Here is an 18,812-nt window from a genome sequence, read left to right on the forward strand (position 1 = left end):
CTCCTAGATAGAGGTGATGAGGTCCCACAGGGTGTGGGCGGGTCTCTCCTCGTCGACGATCGCGCTGACGTTGTCGACGATGTTGCCGAGCGCCCGCCGGCGGGCGTCCTCGTCGGCGGGCACCCGGTCCGCGGCGAAGTGCAGGACGACGTTGAACCGGAACGGCCTGATCCGCGACCAGTACGGTGCCAGGCCGCCCCCCGGCGGTTGGCCCGGGTCGCAGACCACCAGGCGGTCGCCCGCGGCGGCGAGACCGGCCGGGTAGACGAACTGCGCGGGCGGGGTGACGCGGACGGCCCTGTCCCCGGTGATCAGGAAGACGCCGGCGTCCTCGGCGACCGGGCAGATGAAGGGGTCGACGTCGGACGGCAGGAGCGGCTTCAGGCCGACGTCCACGACGTACAACCGGCCGTCGCGCCCCCTGGCCAGGCCGGTCGGCGCGACCAGCGGCCCGACGGGCAGGGGCGTCACCGTCCAGGACGCGCCGGAGCGCACCACCCTCAGCAGCGCGCCCGGGTACTGCTCCGGTCCGGTGGGCTCCTGCGGCCCGCCGTCCCCGACCAGGACGGTGCCGTCGCGGTCCACCATCAGCGACAGCGGTTCCCGCGCGGACGGAAGCGCGTTGCGGGTCACCGCCGGCGGGTCGGGCCGGACGGTGAGGATCTTCGGCGGGTTCGGCGCGTCGGGGCCGTCGCCGGCGTCCAGCACCAGCAGGTCGCCGGAGGCGGGGTCCATCGCCATCGCCCTCGGCCGGAAGGTCGTGCCGGCCGTGGCGAGGGAGGTGACCAGGGTCGCGGCGCGGTCCTTGAACGGCGTGGGCACCGCGTACAGCCGGCCGGGCTCGTCCAGGATGTACAGGGTCTCCGGGCGTCCGCCGCGCGCGGGGCGCACCGCCACCGCCGCGACCCGCGTGAACGGCGTGTCCGGCACGAGCGGCAGCGGCCGGGGCGGCGTGCCGCCCATGTCGTGGCGGCCGGACGGGTCGAGCCGCCACACGCGGGCCGGCGCCGTGACCGGCACGCCGCTCGGCAGGCCGCGGTCGCCGACGAACAGGCTTCCGTCCGCGGCGACCGCGACGCACTCCGGCCTGATCAGCCCGAGCGGCGAGCCGCCCGAGACGCCCGAGCCGCCGGGCAGCGGCCCCAAGGTGACGAGCCCGGACACCGCCCCCGACGGCGCCACCGCGAGCAGGCGCCGCCCCACGTCCAGCGTGATCCGCGGCCGGATCGCGCCGACGGCGTACAGGTCCAGGTAGGCGTTCAGGGCGGACTGGCGGCCGCGGCCCCGGTAGACCGAGGCGATCCGGGAGATCACCCGGCGGCGCTGGTACTCGTCCCAAAGGTCGGCGCCCTGCAGGGTCGGGAACTCCAGCGCCACCCAGGAGGCCAGCCACGGCAGGAAGCGCTCGGGGGTCGTCCACGGGTCGACGAGCCGGTCCAGCGCGGCGATCTCCGCGGCGAGCGCGTCGTGCGCGGGGACGCCGTCGGGCAGCCCGCCGAGGGTCTTCTCGAAGATCCGCAGCAGGTCGCCGAGCGGGGCGCCGGCGAGGACGGGCGGCAGGTACCGCGAGTAGCCGCTCATACCTGCGCGTTCACCGTCGTGATCGTCTGGGTGGCGGACGCGCAGACCAGCTCGTAGTCGGCCACGCGGACCGACGCCCCGTCGGGGGACAGCGGGAACGGCCGGGCGGGCGGCGTGTAGGCGGGGGCGTCGGGCCGCACCAGCAGCTTCGAGAGGTAGCCGAGGTCCTGTGCCGGGGCGATCGCCTGGAACAGGTCGGAGGCGAACACCGGCTGCCCGACCTGCCAGCCGGCGCCGTCCGGACCGCCGCGGGTGGGGTGCAGGAACCGCTGGATCCGGGCGAGGGTGTCCGCGACGACCCGGGCCGGGTCCGCTCCGGCGCTGGTCGCCCGCTGCCACAGCGTCACCTCCACCGTCACGATCACCGGCAGGTACCGCGGCCCGGACACCGCCAGCTGCGCGGTCAGCTCCCTGCGCGGTTCCAGATGCGCGACGACCTCGTCGACGTCGCTCGTGGACGGCACGGGCCGCGCCACCGACGCGCCCTGGTCCGGCACGATGAGGAGGTTCACGGTGCCGGGCGCGCGGACGATCCCGCCGTGGTCGTACGGCGTGCCGTCGTCCCCGTGCAGCCGGGGCGGCAGGCAGCGCACCACGATCGGGCCGAACGCCTCGCGCACCAGGAACTCGTAGTCGTCGGCCGTCACCGCCCGGTCCCGGATCTTCAGCTCCTGCGGGGCCCTGGCCAGGGTGTCCTCGACGGGTTCCTCGTCCACGCCGTCCCGTCCCGGCCCGAGGTTGGTGACGGCCGAGACGCCGGCCGGGACCGACCCGGCGGGCGTGGTGCCGAGCACCGTGACCTGGTTCGGCGCGACGTTCCCGGCCTGCCCGGCGGTGACGTACCGGTAGCGCACCGCGCGGATCTGACTGCCGGCCGGAGGGATGGAGCCGTGCCCGCTCTGCCCGGAGACGGTGTGCGGGTCGTAGGAACCGAACCCGATCTCGCCGGTCACGGGGTCGGCGCGGTAGACGGTGCCGGGCCCCGGCGGCAGGTCGTCGGCGAGCGTCCAGTCCTGCCAGACCGGCGGGCTGCCGGTCCCGACCTGGATCGCGAGGTCGCCGTAGGGAGCCTCGAACGAGGGCCGCCGGGCCAGGGGCCGCTGCGCCAGCGCGAACACCTGCATGGGGGTGCCGGTGCTGGTGCCGAGCGTCTCCGGGATCCGCACCGTGAGAGCCGTCCGGGCGGGCGCCGCGTTGAACAGCAGCCGCTCCAGTCCGATGGTGACCGGGCCGCCGCCGTTGGCGATCCGCAGCCCGATCCAGAACAGCGCGTCGGTGACCGCGCCGGCCGGGGTGCGCGGCGGGACCGTCTCCCACGGGTGGCCGCTCGCGGGGCCGGTCGGCTGCTGCGCGCTCCAGGCGGCCGGCGGCGTGACCCGGAAGGCCCCGTCGTGGGTGAACGCGTCGGTCCCGTCGCTCGCTCCGGGCGCGGCCGGCCAGCTCAGCGGGTCGGCGTCGCCCGAGGAGCAGACGCAGGTCACGGTGAGGCCGGGCGGCGCGCCGCTGTACAGGCGCACCGCCGGTGCGAGCTCCTCGGCCGTTCCGCGGTCGAAGCCCAGGCACAGCTGGACGGTCCCGCCGCCCGGCACCCGGATCGCGGTCTGCGCGCCGAGCGCGGACGTGACGTCGTCGTACGCGCCTCCCGACACCAGCACCGCGGCCTTCAGCGTGGTCGGCAGCACCCGGACGTCGGAGTCGGTCTCGAAGACGACCGGCTGGTCGCCGCCGGTCTGCGCCTGCGTGCCCGCCGGGACGACGACCGGGCCGGCGCCCGCGGAGAAGGTGAGGTCGGTGCGCGCCGGGACCGCGGGCCTGCGGGTGATTCCGAGCAGGTCGAGGAACGCCACGTAGTTCTTGTCGGGGACCCGGTTCAGCCGGTAGATCATGCCCTCGGCCAGCCACGCGAACAGCTCGATCAGCGTGATGCCGAGGTCGCTCGGGTTGTGGTCGGTCCACTGCGGCGCGTAGACGGGGATCAGCGCGCGCATCTGGTCGACCAGGTCCTGCCAGGTCCGGTCGTCCAGGTTCGGGGGGACGATCCGGCCCCGCCGCGACTCGAACGTCATCGTCCGCCTTCCAGGTAGAACGGGTAGACGAGGTTGTGCACCTCGTTGGTGGCGCGCAGCCGGTACCGCACGTCGATGAGCAGCCGGGCGCCGTCCTGGGCGACGGTCACGTCCAGGACGTCGATGCGGGGCTCCCACCGGGTCAGCGCGTCGGTGACGTTGTGCCGGGCCAGGTCGGCGGTGGCGCCGTTGTTCGGCGCGAACGCCAGGCTGCGCAGGTCGGCGCCGAAGTCGGGGCGCATCGCCCGCTCGCCGTGCTGGGTGCCGAGGATGATCCGGATCGATTCGGCGACCTTGGCGGCGCCGGCGGACTCGGCGACGCCTCCGGCGGACAGCCGCAGGGGGAAGGCGAGGCCGCGCCCGTGGACCTGCTCGGTCACGGCGCCCCCAGTGTGGTCTGCGCGGACGTCACCGTCAGCTTCCCGTCCACGGCGCCGATGTGGCCGCCGGTGGTGCCCGACAGGGAGGCGAGCAGGACCGGCTTCCCGCCGGTGAACAGCTTCACCGAGCGCCCGCCGGTGATCGCGAGGACCGTGCGGCAGGGCACGTCGCTCGACGACACCGGGAGGCACTGCTCGTCGAACGCGGTCACGCCCGCTTCCAGCAGCACCGGTTCGCCGGCCACCGCGAGCTTGGCGTCGCTCACCGGCCGGACGTGCCCGGCGGGGGTGTGCCCGCAGGTGATGGTGGAGCCCGTCGTCAGCACGTTCATGTCACGTTCACCTGCGACTCCGTCATCGTGATGGTGGTCCGTCCGCCGTGCGCGGCCAGGACGATGTCGCCCGCCGCCCGGATCGTGATGGCCCCGGTGACGGCGTCCAGCTCGATGGAGCCGCCCCTGGCGTCGGCGACGCGGAGCCTCCCCGCGCCGGCCGTGTCGTCGAAGGTGATCGTGTGGCCCGCCCTGCTCCTGATCACCCGCTGGCTGTTGGTGCCGTCGAGGTTGGTGGTGGGCGGCCCGTGCACCGCGCTCCACAGGCCGCCGACGACGTACGGCTTGGACAGGTCGCCGTTCTCGAACGCCACGAGGACCTGGTCGCCCGGCTCGGGCAGCGCGTAGAAGCCCATGCCCTTCCCGCCCATCGGCGTGGCGCACGGCGCCCAGCCGCTGGTGAAGGCGTCCGAGAGCCCGGGGAAGGACACCCGGACCCGGCCCGTCGGGATCTTCGGCGGGATCGCCCGCAACTCGTCGTTGTCCTGCACCTCGCCGACCACCACGCCGTGGAAGCGCGCGGCCTCGTTCGGCGACGGCTCCTCCACCAGCTTCTTGCGCAGCAGCCCGAGCAGGCTGGAGTGCCCGCGCGGGGAGATGGAGAACTCGGTGGTCAGGCCGCCGCCGTCCAGCCGGTGGGTGACCTTGCGGACCCGGTAGGTCCCCGAGAAGCGCCGCCCGACGCCCTCGATGCGCAGGTGGTCGCCCGCCCTGAGGTCGGGGAGGCCCGCGCACGACCCGGTGCCCTCGTACAGCCCGTCCAGCAGGTCCGCCAGCACGGACCGGGCGAGCAGCATCGCGTCCAGCGGGTTCTCGACGGTCTGCTGCCGGACGCCCCTGCGGGCCAGCGAGGCCAGCAGGTCCAGGGCCGCGCCGCCGAGCCGCTCCACCAGGTCGTCCAGGTCGAGCTCCCCGGCCAGCACGGTCGCGGAGACGGCCTGCGCCAGCTCCTGGTCGTAGCCGCGGATCACCTGGAGCCCGGCCGTCGCGGCGGCGGAGATGCGCGGGTAGAAGGAGGAGAGGTTCCTGCCCCACTCCAGTGTGTGCGCGGGCGGCCCGGGACGGGGGAACCGAAAGTGCAGCCGGTCCCACTCCACGTAGACGTCGAAGAAGTACCGCGCCGCCCGCGACTTCAGGAACGCGAAGTCGCTCTCGGTCTGGATGAGCTTCTCGTGGAGTCCCGGGGTGGGATCGACGACGGGGACGAGACCGTTCTCGGCGGCCAGCCGCGCCGCGATGACGCCGTCGTTGGCGAGGGCGTACTCGGTCGGCTCCGGCTGGGCGCGCCGCATCCGGTACGACTTGTCGTAGCCCGACACCCGGACCGTCGGCGGGCCGTCGGCCGGGAAGGACGGCTCGATGGCGGCGATCTCGCCGAGGAACGCCGGAACGAGGTCGCCGCCGTAGCCCAGGTGGATCTCGACGGTGCGGCCGGGGTCGAGCAGCGCCGAGTCGAGCAGGGCGTTGCCCGCGTTGCGGAGCGTGACCGCGAAGGACCCGGCGAGGTCGAGGTCGGTCTCCACGACCACGCCGAGCACCTGGGACGCCAGGTCCGCCGACAGCGCCACCCCGGAGATCCGCACCTCGCACCGCGGCGCCGTCATCCGCGCCCCCCGGGGATGACGAGCCGGGTGCCGGGCGGCACGTCCAGCGGATCCTTGATCTTGTTGGCGCCGGCGATCCGCCGCCACCGGCCGGGGTCGCCGAGATAGGCGGCGGCGATCGAGCCGAGCGTCTCGCCGACCGCCGTGACATGGACGGCGTCGCCGCCCCCGCTCCCGCCCTCGGCCCCGCTTCCGATCGGCGTCCGCGGGCTCGGCGGGCCGAGGACGAGCCCCTCCGCGATGCGCGGCGCCCCCGCTTCGGCGTACTCCTGGAAGCGCACCGACAGGGTGGAGCGCACCGGGGTGCCGTCCCGCAGGAACAGCGTGTAGCGCTGCCCGGCCTCCAGCAGCACGCACCGGAACCGCACCCGGCCGAGCGAGAACAGCAGCACCGGCGGCGCCATCGTCCGAGGGCCGCGGTCCAGCAGCGCGACGATCGGGCCGGTGTGGGCGCGCACGTCCTCGCCGGACTCGTAGGTGTCGAAGAACAGCTCCATCGACAGGGTGCGCGCCTTGCCCCGGATGTACTGCAGCGGCGGGGCGTCCAGGCCGGGGACCGGGATCTCTGCGTAGGCGTTGCCCTGCTCGACCTTCAGCTCTTCGGGGTTGTACATCACCGGGTACGCGGTGCCCGTCCCGGTGTCGACGATCGTCGCCTTGGCCAGCTCGTGGCCCGTCGGCTTCGGTACCGGACGTCCCGGTCCCGGCAGCGCCATCTCAGCCTCCCCGCTCGAACTCGGCCCGCACCTGCCGCATCAGGTCCGCGACGACCTCGCGGCGCAGCCGCTCCACGTCCACGGAGGCCGGCGGTGCGGCGGTGTCCCTGTCGATCGCGGCCGCGAGCGGGGCCGGTGGCGGCCCGCCCGCCATCTCGGCCGGGGGAGGGCCGGCACCTCCGGGTGAGAGGCCCGGCGCGTCCGCCGCCGGGACGGGCGCGAGTCCCGCCTCGGCGGGCCAGGCCGCCGGACGGCCGGACGCGACGACGCCGGGCCACGCCTCCGGCACCGGGAGGCTCAGGCGGGCCGCCGATTCCACGGCCAGCGCGTGGGCTTCGGCGGCGTGCCCGGCCCCCGCACCCGGACGGCCCTCGCCGCCCAGGCCCGGGAAGCGGGTCTGCGTGACGTGCGCCGCCTCGTGGGCCAGCAGGCCGAACCCCGCAGGCTCGTCGGGGCGGTAGCGGCCGTCCCGGAAGTAGACGTCGGCGCCCAGCGCCACCGCGTCGGCCCGATGGCCGCGCGCGACCGCGTCGGCGGCCGGCCCGGCGTGCGGGCGCAGGACGTCGGCTCCCGGGCCCGCCACGTCGCGGAGCCTGACCCGGACGTCCCGGGGGAGCGGCATCTCCCGCTCCGCCGCCGCGGCCTGCGGCGCGCCGCCCGGCGACGCGTCCGCCGCCCCGGGCGCCGGCAGGCCGGGACCGGTGCCCGGCCGGGCCCTCGGTGGTGGGTCCGGCGGATGCGCCGGCCCGTCAGGCGGCCGCTCGACGCGGTCGAACCGACCCGCGAGCGGTGCGGCGTTCCGCGACGCCCTGGCCAGCACCGGGTCCAGCGCCGCCGTCCACGGGAACTCCGGCACATGGCGCGCCGCCAGGTGCCGGCCGGCCTCCTGGAGCCGTTCTCCGAGCGTCGTCATCGCGCCTCCCGGGCGATCTGGTCGAGGACCTCGGTCACCCAGCGGCGGCGGGCCGCGTGGTCGAGGTCCAGGACTTCGGTGAGGGTCCAGTGCGCGTGCCGTGCGAGGAAGGCCACCTCCTGATGGACCCGGTCCAGGGGGTAGCCGGTCATCCCCCCAGCGGCGGCACCTCCACCTCGTGGCCCCGCCCGCAGTGCGGGCACTCGACGGCTGCCGTGCCGGGCGCCAGCCCGTTGACACGGTTGTAGAGGTCCTGCAGGTAGGCGAGGTCCTCGGAGAACAGGCCCTCGATCACCCCGGGGTTGATCTCGGGCAGCCCGCCGAGCCGGGTGACCACCCGCGACAGCAGCAGCACGACCAGGTAGGCGGGCCAGTTGCGGACCCGCGGGTCCTTCAGCGGGTAGATCTCGTCGGCCGCCGTCGCGAGCCGCATCACACCGGCGCGGTGCAGGGTGCCGTCCGCGTCCACGTAGCCCTTGGGCAGCTCGAACTCGATCTCCGTGGCCAGCGCGCTCATACCCGGGTCAGCCCCTCGTGCGCGAGCACCAGCGTGTCGATGGAGATGTCGCTGCCCTTGGCGGTGAACGCCGAGCTCTCCCACTTGGAGGGCCAGGCGTTGACGAAGTTCCACCTGGCCACCTCGGTGCTGTTGTCCAGGTCGAACACCACGATCGAGCCGTTCTTGCGGACGATCGCGCCGATCACGATCTGCTGCCGCCAGTCCCACAGCTCCGTGGACGCCGTCAGGCCCCACTTCAGCGAGATGTCGGAGTAGCTGGTGCGGCCCGGCAGCTTGTAGGACGTGGTGTTGTCCCCGCCCTGCCGGTTCTCGATGACCTCGGTGGTGGAGCCGAGGCCGCCGCACTCGACGAAGCTCGCCTGGGCGATGCCTTCCAGCTCGACCAGGAAGTTGAAGTTGCGGTACGGGTCGACCCGCTGTCCGGTGGTGGGCACTGCTGCTCCTTAACGCTCGCTGATGGACGCGCCGCCGTCCCACAGGCCGATGCGCAGTTCGACGAACTCGGCGGGACGGCTCGGAGCCAGCCCGATCTCGATGACCACCTCGCCCCTGGCCCGGACGTCGGGCGGGTTGAGCTCCTCGGTGATCGAGACGTAGAACGCCTCCTTGGCGGTGGCCCCGAACAGCGCTCCCGCCTGCCAGATCCGGGTGAGGAACTCGGTGATCGTGCGTTCCAGGCCCCGCCACAGGGCGAGGTTGTTCGGCTGGAACACCGCCCAGCGGACGCCCTGCTTGATCGAGTCCTCCAAATAGCAGACCAGCCGCCGGACGTTCACGTACTGCCAGTTGGTGTTGGCGGTGAGGGTGCGGGCGCCCCAGACCAGCGGCGGGCCGCCGGGGAACCGCCGGATCGCGTTGACGCCGGCGTGGTTGAGCTGCCCGTGCTCGGTGTCGTTGAGCTGGTAGTCCAGGTCGAGGGCGCCGCGGACGGCCTCGTTGGCCGGGGCCCGGTGCACGCCGACGGTGTCGTCGCAGCGCGCCATGATGCCCGCGACGTGCCCGGACGGCGGAACGGTGAGCCGCGCGTCCGGCGTGGTGGGGTCGGCGATGACCAGCCACGGCCAGTACAGGGCGCCGAGGCCGCTCGCGGAGTCGAGGCCGGCCCGCTGCGTCAGCAGCGGGCTCTGCGGGTTCACCGGGTTCGGGTCCTGGACGCCGTCGAGGATCGCGAACCGGTCGCCCATCGCGTCGCAGTGCCCGAGCACCTTCGCCTGCGACGCCACCGTGACCGTCCCGGGCAGGCAGACCATGCTGACGTCGGGGTAGCGGGTGAGGCGGCCGAGCGCGGGGTCGATCCCCGCCGGGTCCGCGATCGGGACGATGTAGGCGAAGCCGCCGCCGTTGTCGAAGAAGCCCTTCACCGCGTACGGCAGGGACAGGCCCGCCTTGTAGGCGCCGTACTTCGCGACGTACGCGGTCCACGTGGTGACCGGGAACGGCACGCCGGCCTCGGAGGCGGGCGGGAGCGTCGCGGGCGTCCCCAGGAACGCCGTGACCGTGCTGCTCACCCCGGCGATCGGCCCGGCCTGGGTGATCTCCTTGACGTAGACCCCGGGGGCCATGGTGTCGTAGGCCATCGTCTCTCCTGTCGCTCGAAGCGGTCGTGCCCGCGGCTCATGCCTTCAGGACGGGCTTGAGCAGCACGTCCTTGACGATCGGGCTGGTGGCGGTCTGGTCGAAGGGCTCGGCGGCGACCGTCAGCGTCAGCCCGAACGCGGGCCGCGGCGCGATGCCGAGCGCGCTCCAGAAATGGCCCATCGCCCGCCCCTCCCCGGTCTGCGCGACGGTCACCGGGACCGGGTAGGGCTGCGCCGCCATCGTTCCCTGCAGGAAGCGGTCCGGGACGGTGGGGAAGCGGGCCAGCCAGACCAGGGCGGCGCCGAGCAGCGCGTGCTCCTCGGCGGCCCGCAGCCCGGCCGTCTGATGGGACCAGGCGGTCACCAGGTAGCCGCAGTCGAGCCGGAGCGGGGGCGGCCGGCTCGTGACGGAGTCGCCGGTGCGCTCGATCACCCGGGCCTCGTCGCGCAGCGGCCGGTTCTCGGCGATCTCGTGCAGGAACAGGTCCAGCGTGGTCTGGTCCGGGCGGTAGTCCCGGTCGGGGGTGTCGAAGGCGACCTGCGCGGCCCGCAGCGCCTCGGGGGCGGCGGCGTCCTGGACGAGCTTGGCGAGGGTCCGGTCGAGGTCCTGGAACATCAGCCCTCCGACCCGGGGGCGAACCGGCCGGTCTTGCGGTGCTCGCGGCGGATCGCCTCCAGCACGTCGCCCTGCCCGATCGGCCTGCCCGCCGCCGCGGCGCGGAACGCGGCGCGCAGCACGACGCCGCGGATCTCGCCGCCGGTGAGCGGGAACCGCGCCGCCAGCTCGGCCAGATCGAGGTCGTCGCCGCGCGGAGCCCGCTCGGGCAGGCAGCGGTCCCAGATGAGGCGGCGCTCCGGCTCGCCGGGAACGGGGAACTCGACGATGAACCGCAGCCGCCTGGTGAAGGCCGGGTCGAGGTGGCGGCGCAGGTTGGTGGCCAGCAGCGCGATCCCGTCGTAGTGCTCCATCCGCTGGAGCAGGTAGGACGTCTCGATGTTGGCGTAGCGGTCGCGCGCGTCGCGGACGTCGCCGCGCCTGGCGAACAGCGAGTCGGCCTCGTCGAACAGCAGCACCGCGTCGGTCTCGCCCGCCGCGGTGAAGACCTTCTCCAGGTTCTTCTCGGTCTCGCCGATGTACTTGCTGACCACCGCCGCCAGGTCGACCGCGTACAGGTCGAGGCCGAGCTCCCCGGCGACGACCTCCGCGGCCGTCGTCTTGCCGGTGCCGGGCGGGCCGGTGAACAGCGCCGTGACGCCGCGCCCCCGGGCGGTCCCGGCCGCGAAGCCCCAGTCGTGCCAGACCGTTCGCCGCGCGGTCACCTGCGTGCACAGTTCGCGGAGCTGGTCCAGCTCGCCGGGCGGCAGGACCAGGTCGTCCCAGGTGTGCAGCGGCTCGATCCTGCGGGCGAGGGCGGCCAGCTCGCGGCCGGTCTGGGCGCGCGCCGCGGCGAACAGCTCCTCGCGTCCGGGGCCGGCGCCCGCGGCGTCCCGGGCCGCGGCGGCCGCTGCGACGGCTCCGCCGATCCGGCCGGGGCCGAACCGGAAGCGGGCCGCGAGCTCGGCGGCCGGTTCCGCGCTGATGCCGGCGGCGGTCAGGCGGGCCGTCCAGACGCGGCGCCGGACCTCGTAGCACGGGCGGGAGAAGGAGACCTCGACCGCGCCGTCCGGCATCGCGGGACCGTCGCCCGCCAGCACGGCGATGCCCGGGTGGTCGCGGATCTCGGACGCCAGGTCGTCCGGGCCGTAGAGCAGCGCACCGTGCAGGGCCGCCTCGCGCAGCACGTGGAACATCAGGTCGGGGCCGGGATTCGTCTCGATGGCCAGCAGCGGCATGCCGAGCCGCCCGGCGAGGGCGCGGGCAGTGGTCCGCCGGCCGGATCCCGGTGGACCGCGGAAGTGCAGGCGGATCCGGCCGGGTGAGGCGGCCCGGACGGCGGCGAGCAGCCCGGCCCGAGCGTCGTCGGGCAGCGGCACCTCCGCCCACAGGTCCGGCGGGGGCGCGGTCAGCGCGCAGGAGGGGACGAGGCGCCGGTCCAGCCCGTGCTGCCCGAGCAGGACGTCGATGATCTGCTCGTCGAGCGCCATCCGGCGGGTGATCAACGGCCCCTCGCCCAGCAGCGCGACGATCCGCTCGGAGATCAATGGGGCGTCGCCCTGGAAATGCCGCCTTTCCGCTCCGGGCACCGCCGCCAGCGCGTCGGCGACGGCCGGCCAGGGCCGCCCGGTGATCTCCGGTTCCAGCGCCAGCGCGGTGATGCCCATTTCGGCGTCGGTCAGCGCATAGGTCTCGCGCAGCCATTGCCCGCCGGTGGTAGCAATTCCGGAAGAAAGGCCGTTCTGGGCCGACGGTGCCACCGGCGCCGCGTTCGACACACCTGCCCCCATGTGCGGATCCATGTGAACCGGCCTCGCGGACAAGCTCGTCCTTCACAAGGCCACGGACCCGCCGAGGAGCGTGGCCGCCCATTAATGAGACCACGGAAGGTAATCGAAATCCATACGCGGCGGGCGTCGACTTCACGGCACGTTAAAATGATCAGGAATTCGCCCCGATAATTCCTGAAATTGCCAGTCCCTCGGCGTGAAAAAGCGCACAAAAAAGCCACACCCAGCCAAAGGACCCACGCCCGGGCGCCGACCGTCCCCCGCCCGGTCGACGGCGAGTTGGGGGGCGCCGTCAGGTGCGGCTCTCCCACTTCTCGACGGTGGCTCGTGCGCCGATGCTGTGGAGGCTGTCGAGAGCCTTGGTGAAGGGCTCGACGAAGGCGGGCCGAGAACGGAGGTCGCCGAAGAGGGTCTCGTCGTCGAGGAAGGCCAGGGGGTCGGTGAGCTGGCGCGCCGCTCGGGCCGCCAGGTCGCCACGGCGCCGGTCGACCACGTCGATCCGCCGGCCCTGCTCGTCGACCCCCTGCGCGTACCTGGCCCAGCCCGCGACCACCAGAGCCGACCTTCGGACGTCCTTCCCCGCCGCGAGACGGTCGTGGACGACGGGCAGGAGGAATTTGGGGATGCGGTCGGAGGCGTCGGTGCACAGCCGGGCCAGAGTGTCGCTGATCTCCGGGTTGGAGAAGCGTTCGATGAGCTGCCTCCTGTACGCGGGCAGGTCCACGCCGGGGACCGGCTCCAGCGTCGGGGTCGCTTCCTCCTCCATGTAGGCGCTGAGGAACCGGACGAACGAGGGGTCGCGGCAGACCTCGTGCGCGAACCGGTACCCGGCCAGGTAGCCGAGATGGCAGAGCGCCTGGTGACCGGCGTTGAGCAGGCGAAGCTTCATCGACTCGTACGGCTCGACGTCATCGACGAACCGGACGCCGACGCGCTCGAGCGCGGGCCGGCCGGACGGGAAGCGGTCCTCGACGACCCACTGGGAGAACGGTTCGCATACGACGGGCCACGAGTCCTCGACGCCGAACTCGTCGAGGAGCCGCCGGCGGTCGAGGTCGGAGGTGACCGGGGTGATGCGGTCGACCATCGAACTGGGGAAGCCGACCTCCCGGTCGATCCACTCGCCGAGCCGCTCGTCCCTGAGGCGGGCGAAGGCGCTGAGCGTCCGCCGCGCGATCCGGCCGTTCTGCGGGACGTTGTCGCACGACACGACGGTGAACGGCGCGGTGCCGGCCGCGCGGCGCCGTGCGAGGGCCTCGGTCAGGAACCCGAACGCCGAGGTCGGCCGCGCGCCGTCGCGCGCCTCGGCGAGGACGGCCGCGTCGGCTTCGAACGCGCCCGTGGTCTGGTTCACGTGGTACCCGCCTTCGGTGATCGTCAACGAGACGATCCGGACGGCGGGATCGGTGAGGGCCGAGAGCACCGCTTCGGGGGCGTCGGGCGCGAACCGGTAGTCGATCATCGACCCGATGACCCGGGGGCGGTGAGGGCCGTCCGCCCCCTTCTCCACCAGCGTGTACAAGGTGGACTGGTCGCGCAGCGCGTCGCGCATCGGTTCGTCCTCGGGACGGACGCCCACACCGATGATGCCGAAGGGGCTCTCGCCGGACTCGTTGAACAGGGCGTCGAGGTACATGGCCTGATGCGCGCGATGGAACCCTCCCACCCCGATGTGGACGATCCCGGGGCGAAGCCTCGACCGGTCGTAGCGGGGCACCGGGACGCGCGCCGCGATGGCGGGAAGGTTGGCGGGGGTGAGCTTCATCTGGCCTCCTGAGTCATCGAAGCCGGCGCGTCGGGGCGGGGGACTCCGGACCCGAGGTGGGACAGGCGCGGCGGGTCCGCGCCGCGGCGTGTCACCGTCACCCCGGCGATCCGGGCGGCGAACGAGCCGATGGACCGCAACGTGTCGTCGGGAAGCCCGCCGGGGCGGCGCAGTGATCGCGCGAGGTCCCGCTCGACGATCTCGTAGAGCAGGCCCGCCATGTAGGCGTCACCGGCGCCGATCGTGTCGACCACCCGCGCGGGGGTCGCGGGGACGCGAACCCGGTGGTCGCCGGACGCCAGCAGGGAGCCGCCGGCCCCGGTGGTCAGCCCGACGAGGGCTGCGCCGAGCCCGAGCAGCTTCCCGACCAGGTCCCCCGGGGCGAGGTCGGGGTAGAGCCAGGACGCGTCCTCGTCGCTGAGCTTCACGATGTCGGCGTGGGCGCAGAGGTCCTCGAAAAGCCTCCGCACCTCTCGCGGCGGGGGCAGCAGCGAGGGCCGGATGTTCGGGTCGATGCTCACCACGGCCCCGCGCAGCCGTGCGGCCGCCAGGATCTCCGCGACCCGGCCGGCGCCGGGGTGCAGGAAGAGCGCCAGCGAGCCGGCGTGCAGGAGACCGGCCTCGCCGACCGGGACGTCCGGGCGGAGGTCCCACGTGAACTCCAGGTCGTAGTGCGCCGAGCCGTCGGCGGCCAGTTTCGCGGTGGCCACCGGTGTGCCGGCTCCGACCGGTCCCGCGGATACGACGTCGGCCCCCGCGTCGTGGAGGTGGGCGAGGATCCGGTCCCCGTAGGCGTCCGACCCGAGCGCCGTCAGGAACTGGACCGGGACGTCGAGCCGTCCGAGCGCGACGGCGACGTTGAGAGGGGAGCCGCCCGGCGTCATCGAGCCGTTCCCGGCGGGGTCGCCGATCACGTCCATGACCGATTCGCCGATGACGACCACGGCCGGGGGACGCCGCGTCGTCTCCTCGTGGTCATCGCCGGGCGCCGTGGTCTGTGCGCCGGCGCCGGACGCGGCGCCGCTGCCTCTGGAGGGAGTCGGTGTCATATGGGGGAGACCTCGCTGGATGCCGGGCCGAGCCGTCGCTGCGGCGTCGCGGCCCCGAAGTACAGATCGAGTGCGGCCAGAGCGTTGTCGAGCGCGTCGAGCGCGGCGGGGACCCTGCCGGCCATATCGGCGAAGCCGTGCACGAGCGAGGGAAACGGCAGGTAGGCCGTCGCGACGTCCGCCGCGACGAGCCTGCGCGCGTAGGCCATCCCTTCGTCGTGAAGGGGGTCGAAGCCCGCCGTGACCAGGACGGTCGGGGGCATTCCGGCGAGATCCGCCAGTGCCGCCGGCGTGGCCCGGGGGTCGGACGCATGCGCGGGATCGCGGAGATAGCAGGACCAGTAGTACGCCATGTCCGCCTTGGTGAGGATGTAGCCTTCCGCCATCCGACTCATCGAATCGCTCGCCATCGACGGGTCCAGAGCCGGGTAGAGGAGCAACTGGGCGTCGACCCGCAGATCGTCGCGGTGCCGGCTCGCGGCGGCGAGCGCGCCCACCAGGTTCGCCCCCGCGCTGTCCCCGATGCCCGCGATCCGGGCCTCGGGATGCGTCCGGCTCAGTTCGGCGAGCACCGCGGCGCAGTCGTCGTACGCGGCCGGGAAGACGTGCTCCGGTGCGAGCCGGTAGTCGACGGAGACCACCCGTGCGCGCAGCCGCCGGGCGGCGCTTCGGGCCAGGTGGTCGGCGCCGTCCAGGTCGCCGACGACCCAGCCGCCGCCGTGGACGCAGAGCACCACCCGGTCGGGCATCATGATCGATTCTTCGGTGTCGTAGACGCGGACGGGGACGGCGTGCGCGCCGTCGAGCACCTGCGCGTCGCGGACGGACGCCACCTCGGGGGCCGTCCTCTCCCCGCCGAGGATCCGGCGCAGGACGGTGTACCAGGCGCGGGCCTGTTCCGGCGTCAGGTCGTCGAGGCCCTCGGCGCCGGGTTCGCCGAGCGCGTCCAGCTCGGCGATCAGGTGCCGGACGGCGGGGTCCAGGGATGGATGCATGAAGGGAACCACTTTCACTACCGCGCGCGGCGGATGTGCCGGCGCGCATCGGCGCCGGACGGGAGACGGGGGGCGGGATCAGCGCTTGAGGGAGAACATCCGCCCGCGCCTTATGCTGTCGGCGGCGACGGCGAAGATCAGGATGCTGCCGATGATCATGTTGGAGTAGAGCGCGTCGATTCCCGCGACGGCGAGCGCGTTGTCGATCTCCGCGAACAGGATCGCGCCGAGGGCGGTACCGGTGATCGTCCCGATGCCGCCGAACAGGCTGGTGCCGCCGATGAGCACGGCACTGATCGCGGTCAGGGTCACCGACGCTCCGCCCGCGCCGACCTGCCCGCTGCCGGTGCGGGCGGCGTAGACGATGCCCGCGAAAGCGGCGAGAGCACCGGCCCCGATATAGAGCCACGCGTCGAGACGCCGGACCGGAATGCCGTTCTCCGTGGCCGCCAGCCGGTTGCCTCCGAGGGATCGCACGTTGTATCCGTACCGGGTGCGTTCGAGGACGAGGTGGTAAGCGATGCCCACCAGGATCCCCGCGATGATGACGTTCGGCAGGCCGAGGGTCGAACCGGTGCCCAGTGAATCGAACTGCAGCGGGAGCGGTGCGATGTCGATTCCATGGGTGAAGAGGATGACCACGCCGCCCATGACGTAGAAGGTGCCGAGCGTCGTGATGATCGGCGGCACCTTGAGGCGGTCGATGACGACCGCGTTCAGCGCTCCGACCGCCGCGCCGACCGCGAGGGCGATGAGTATCGCCAGCGGCCAGATGACGCCGTGGGTCATGAAGTACGCCGCCGAGACCCCGCCGAGGGTGAAGACCGAGCCCACGGAGAAGTCGAAGCCTCCGCCGATGGTCACGAGCGTGAGCGGGCACGCCACGATGAAGGTCACGACCGCGGCGCGGACGACCTGGAGGAGGTTGTCCGACTCGCCGAAGGAGGGGTTGCGCAGCGTGGCGAGAACGCCGACCAGGAGCAGGACGGCGATCAGCGTCAGCTCCTGCCGGGCCAGCAGCCGCCGGCCGAGCCCGAGCCTGATGATCGGCGTGTCGGTCGCTCCCGGCGCCGTCGCCGTGGACGTGTTTCCGTTGACGGTCATGCCGTGGTCCCTTGGCGAGCGCCGGTGATGTATCCGATGACCTCGTCGCGGTCCGTCGCCGCGGCGTCGAGATGAGCGACGGTCCGGCCGAGGCGCATCACGGTGATCTCGTCGCAGTAGGTGAACACGAAGTCCAGGTCGTGGCAGATGATGATGACGGCCTTTCCTTTGGCCTTCAGCCGCTCGACGATGCCGCCGACATGGCCTCGCTCCTGGATTCCGAGGGCGGCGGTGGGCTCGTCCAGCAGCACGATCTCGCTCTCCTCCAGACGCACCGCGCGCGAGATGGCGATGATCTGGCGCTGCCCGCCCGAGAGCATTCCGACGGGCGTCCGCACCGAGCCGACCCGCACGTTGAGATCCGCGAGCACCCGCTCGGCGTCGCGCTCCATGCGCCTGCGATCGACGAAGAACCTCTTCTTCGGGATGTCGCCCAGGTGCAGGTTCGTCGCCACGTCCAGGCATTCGACGAGCGCGAGGTCCTGGTAGACGGTCGCGATGCCGTGCTCGCGCGCTTCGGCCGGGCTGTCGAAGGAAACGGGCGCCCCCGCGACCCGCAGCTCGCCGCCGTCCGGCTTGTGCAGGCCCGAGAGGATCTTCAGCATGGTCGACTTGCCGGCTCCGTTGTCGCCGACGATCGCGTGCACGCGTCCGGGGGAGACCCGCAGGTCCGCCTCGTGCAGGGCCTGTACGTGGCCGAAGTTCTTGCTCGCGCCCACCAGTGTCAGCGCGTCGGTCCGCGCCGTCTCCGCGTTGGTCACCGAAACTCCTTACTGCAGGTCGCCGCTCTTGGTGAGGGAATCGACGGTCGACGCGGTGGCGAAGTCGATCGGCGTCGGAATGTTCGGCGGGACCGTTTCGCCCTTGGACAGCTTGACCAGCGCGTCGACGGGCGCCTTGCCGATCTCGCACATGTTCTGCAGCAGGAAGGAGTACACGATCCCCGCCTTCATGCCCTCCACCGAGCCGCTGTAGATGCTGTTCGTGGTGAGGAAGACCTTGCCCACCCGGCCCTTCTGCTTGATGGCCGCGATGATCCCGGGGGTGTCCGCTCCCTCGTTGGTGACGAAGTGGTTGAGCTCGGGGTGCGCCGTCATCAGCGCGGTGGCCAGGTCGGTCGTCTTGACGACGTCCCCGCCGTCGTACCGGGTGTCGATGATCTTGATGTTCGGGTACTGCTTCGCGGCCTCCTTGAACGCGTTGACGAAGGTCGCGTCCGGCCCCGTCGGGCCCTGCGTGAGGAACGCGACGTTCTGCTGCCCGGCCTTCGCCGCGACGGTCTTGGCGGCGAGCCGCCCGAACTCCTCGAAGGACGTGCCGGCGTTGAGGTTCTGGTTCTTGGTCTGGCCGCCCTCGACGGTCGCGACGTAGGCGCCGGCCGCGCGGGCCTGCGCGAAGATCGGATCGAACTGCTCGGCGCTGGCCGGGAAGGTGACCAGCGCGTCCACCTTGCTCGAAATGCCCTGCTGAAGCCGGTCGAGCATCAGCTTGGTGTCCATGTTGTTCCCGTTGGGGCCGGCCTGCGAGAAGCCGATGCCGTTCTTCTCGGCCTCCGCTTTCATGCACTGCCCGATCGTCTTCCAGGCGGGGTAATTGGGCAGCGGGTTCACGAAGAGCATGGACTTGATCGGCTTGCCCGACGATCCCGCGGACGGCTTGGCGGCGGTGTCACCGGTGGCGTTGCTGCACGCGGTGACACCTGCGGAAAGTGTGGTGACTATCGCGGCACCGAGAGCGTAACGCAAGTATCGTCGAGCAGCCATGCGCAGGATCCTTCCGAAGGCACCCGTCTCGCCGGGAGATCGGACGTTCGTTTACGGTGACG

19 protein-coding genes are annotated in these 18,812 nt (G+C 73.0%); all 19 read right to left on the bottom strand.

Annotated elements, in window-relative coordinates; all coding sequences use genetic code 11:
- Positions 1–3: 3 nt before the first annotated feature.
- A complete protein-coding gene (locus tag amrb99_RS03120; RefSeq protein ID WP_190851925.1) occupies positions 4–1,581 on the bottom strand; it encodes a phage tail protein in 1,578 nt (525 codons plus the stop codon).
- On the bottom strand, positions 1,578–3,647 hold the full coding sequence (locus amrb99_RS03125; RefSeq protein ID WP_190851927.1) for a baseplate J/gp47 family protein: 2,070 nt from the start codon (positions 3,645–3,647) through the stop codon (positions 1,578–1,580). Before amrb99_RS03125 ends, amrb99_RS03120 begins: the two co-directional genes overlap by 4 nt.
- Entirely contained in the window at positions 3,644–4,027 is a 384-nt protein-coding gene (locus amrb99_RS50535; RefSeq protein ID WP_190851929.1) for a GPW/gp25 family protein, read from the bottom strand. Before amrb99_RS50535 ends, amrb99_RS03125 begins: the two co-directional genes overlap by 4 nt.
- Positions 4,024–4,359: a hypothetical protein gene (locus amrb99_RS03135; protein ID WP_190851931.1), complete on the bottom strand. Its 336-nt coding sequence runs from the start codon at positions 4,357–4,359 to the stop codon at positions 4,024–4,026. Before amrb99_RS03135 ends, amrb99_RS50535 begins: the two co-directional genes overlap by 4 nt.
- The gene (locus tag amrb99_RS03140) at positions 4,356–5,963 is read right to left on the bottom strand and encodes a phage baseplate assembly protein V (protein ID WP_190851933.1); all 1,608 of its coding nucleotides are present in this window, start codon (positions 5,961–5,963) and stop codon (positions 4,356–4,358) included. The genes amrb99_RS03135 and amrb99_RS03140 overlap by 4 nt, the downstream gene beginning before the upstream one ends.
- Positions 5,960–6,679, bottom strand: coding sequence for a LysM peptidoglycan-binding domain-containing protein (locus amrb99_RS03145; protein ID WP_190851935.1), 720 nt, complete (start codon positions 6,677–6,679; stop codon positions 5,960–5,962). Before amrb99_RS03145 ends, amrb99_RS03140 begins: the two co-directional genes overlap by 4 nt.
- A 1-nt stretch (position 6,680) precedes the next feature.
- Positions 6,681–7,592, bottom strand: a complete 912-nt coding sequence (locus tag amrb99_RS03150; RefSeq protein ID WP_190851937.1) for a DUF4157 domain-containing protein — start codon at positions 7,590–7,592, stop codon at positions 6,681–6,683.
- Positions 7,589–7,744: a DUF6760 family protein gene (locus amrb99_RS03155; protein ID WP_190851939.1), complete on the bottom strand. Its 156-nt coding sequence runs from the start codon at positions 7,742–7,744 to the stop codon at positions 7,589–7,591. Before amrb99_RS03155 ends, amrb99_RS03150 begins: the two co-directional genes overlap by 4 nt.
- Entirely contained in the window at positions 7,741–8,109 is a 369-nt protein-coding gene (locus amrb99_RS03160) for a phage tail assembly protein (RefSeq protein WP_190851941.1), read from the bottom strand. Before amrb99_RS03160 ends, amrb99_RS03155 begins: the two co-directional genes overlap by 4 nt.
- Positions 8,106–8,546 carry a phage tail protein gene (locus amrb99_RS03165; protein WP_190851943.1) on the bottom strand — a complete coding sequence of 147 codons (441 nt, stop codon included), beginning with the start codon at positions 8,544–8,546 and terminating at the stop codon, positions 8,106–8,108. Before amrb99_RS03165 ends, amrb99_RS03160 begins: the two co-directional genes overlap by 4 nt.
- 9 nt (positions 8,547–8,555) lie before the next feature.
- Entirely contained in the window at positions 8,556–9,689 is a 1,134-nt protein-coding gene (locus amrb99_RS03170) for a phage tail sheath subtilisin-like domain-containing protein (RefSeq protein WP_190851945.1), read from the bottom strand.
- Positions 9,690–9,726: 37 nt separating this feature from the next.
- Entirely contained in the window at positions 9,727–10,305 is a 579-nt protein-coding gene (locus tag amrb99_RS03175) for a DUF4255 domain-containing protein (RefSeq protein ID WP_190851947.1), read from the bottom strand.
- On the bottom strand, positions 10,305–12,074 hold the full coding sequence (locus amrb99_RS03180) for an ATP-binding protein (protein WP_190851949.1): 1,770 nt from the start codon (positions 12,072–12,074) through the stop codon (positions 10,305–10,307). Before amrb99_RS03180 ends, amrb99_RS03175 begins: the two co-directional genes overlap by 1 nt.
- 292 nt (positions 12,075–12,366) lie before the next feature.
- Positions 12,367–13,839 carry a mannitol dehydrogenase family protein gene (locus tag amrb99_RS03185; RefSeq protein ID WP_190851951.1) on the bottom strand — a complete coding sequence of 491 codons (1,473 nt, stop codon included), beginning with the start codon at positions 13,837–13,839 and terminating at the stop codon, positions 12,367–12,369.
- On the bottom strand, positions 13,836–14,888 hold the full coding sequence (locus amrb99_RS03190) for a carbohydrate kinase (RefSeq protein ID WP_190851953.1): 1,053 nt from the start codon (positions 14,886–14,888) through the stop codon (positions 13,836–13,838). Before amrb99_RS03190 ends, amrb99_RS03185 begins: the two co-directional genes overlap by 4 nt.
- Positions 14,885–15,883, bottom strand: coding sequence for an alpha/beta hydrolase (locus amrb99_RS03195; RefSeq protein WP_190851955.1), 999 nt, complete (start codon positions 15,881–15,883; stop codon positions 14,885–14,887). Before amrb99_RS03195 ends, amrb99_RS03190 begins: the two co-directional genes overlap by 4 nt.
- A 78-nt stretch (positions 15,884–15,961) precedes the next feature.
- Positions 15,962–16,987 (bottom strand): ABC transporter permease, encoded by a 1,026-nt coding sequence (locus amrb99_RS03200; RefSeq protein WP_190851957.1) that lies wholly within the window; start codon positions 16,985–16,987, stop codon positions 15,962–15,964.
- Entirely contained in the window at positions 16,984–17,748 is a 765-nt protein-coding gene (locus amrb99_RS03205; RefSeq protein ID WP_190851960.1) for an ATP-binding cassette domain-containing protein, read from the bottom strand. The genes amrb99_RS03200 and amrb99_RS03205 overlap by 4 nt, the downstream gene beginning before the upstream one ends.
- 9 nt (positions 17,749–17,757) lie before the next feature.
- Positions 17,758–18,750, bottom strand: a complete 993-nt coding sequence (locus amrb99_RS03210; protein WP_190851962.1) for a sugar ABC transporter substrate-binding protein — start codon at positions 18,748–18,750, stop codon at positions 17,758–17,760.
- Positions 18,751–18,812: the final 62 nt, after the last annotated feature.

Source organism: Actinomadura sp. RB99, assembly GCF_014706005.1.
In the GTDB taxonomy this organism is placed as follows: Bacteria; Actinomycetota; Actinomycetes; order Streptosporangiales; family Streptosporangiaceae; genus Spirillospora.

Coding starts and splice junctions, on each gene's coding strand:
- amrb99_RS03120 (WP_190851925.1), bottom strand. CDS start 1,581: ATGAGCGGCTACTCGCGGTACCTGCCGCCCGTCCTCGCCGGCGCCCCG.
- amrb99_RS03125 (WP_190851927.1), bottom strand. CDS start 3,647: ATGACGTTCGAGTCGCGGCGGGGCCGGATCGTCCCCCCGAACCTGGAC.
- amrb99_RS03135 (WP_190851931.1), bottom strand. CDS start 4,359: ATGAACGTGCTGACGACGGGCTCCACCATCACCTGCGGGCACACCCCC.
- amrb99_RS03140 (WP_190851933.1), bottom strand. CDS start 5,963: ATGACGGCGCCGCGGTGCGAGGTGCGGATCTCCGGGGTGGCGCTGTCG.
- amrb99_RS03145 (WP_190851935.1), bottom strand. CDS start 6,679: ATGGCGCTGCCGGGACCGGGACGTCCGGTACCGAAGCCGACGGGCCAC.
- amrb99_RS03150 (WP_190851937.1), bottom strand. CDS start 7,592: ATGACGACGCTCGGAGAACGGCTCCAGGAGGCCGGCCGGCACCTGGCG.
- amrb99_RS03155 (WP_190851939.1), bottom strand. CDS start 7,744: ATGACCGGCTACCCCCTGGACCGGGTCCATCAGGAGGTGGCCTTCCTC.
- amrb99_RS03160 (WP_190851941.1), bottom strand. CDS start 8,109: ATGAGCGCGCTGGCCACGGAGATCGAGTTCGAGCTGCCCAAGGGCTAC.
- amrb99_RS03170 (WP_190851945.1), bottom strand. CDS start 9,689: ATGGCCTACGACACCATGGCCCCCGGGGTCTACGTCAAGGAGATCACC.
- amrb99_RS03175 (WP_190851947.1), bottom strand. CDS start 10,305: ATGTTCCAGGACCTCGACCGGACCCTCGCCAAGCTCGTCCAGGACGCC.
- amrb99_RS03180 (WP_190851949.1), bottom strand. CDS start 12,074: ATGGGGGCAGGTGTGTCGAACGCGGCGCCGGTGGCACCGTCGGCCCAG.
- amrb99_RS03185 (WP_190851951.1), bottom strand. CDS start 13,839: ATGAAGCTCACCCCCGCCAACCTTCCCGCCATCGCGGCGCGCGTCCCG.
- amrb99_RS03190 (WP_190851953.1), bottom strand. CDS start 14,888: ATGACACCGACTCCCTCCAGAGGCAGCGGCGCCGCGTCCGGCGCCGGC.
- amrb99_RS03195 (WP_190851955.1), bottom strand. CDS start 15,883: ATGCATCCATCCCTGGACCCCGCCGTCCGGCACCTGATCGCCGAGCTG.
- amrb99_RS03200 (WP_190851957.1), bottom strand. CDS start 16,987: ATGACCGTCAACGGAAACACGTCCACGGCGACGGCGCCGGGAGCGACC.
- amrb99_RS03210 (WP_190851962.1), bottom strand. CDS start 18,750: ATGGCTGCTCGACGATACTTGCGTTACGCTCTCGGTGCCGCGATAGTC.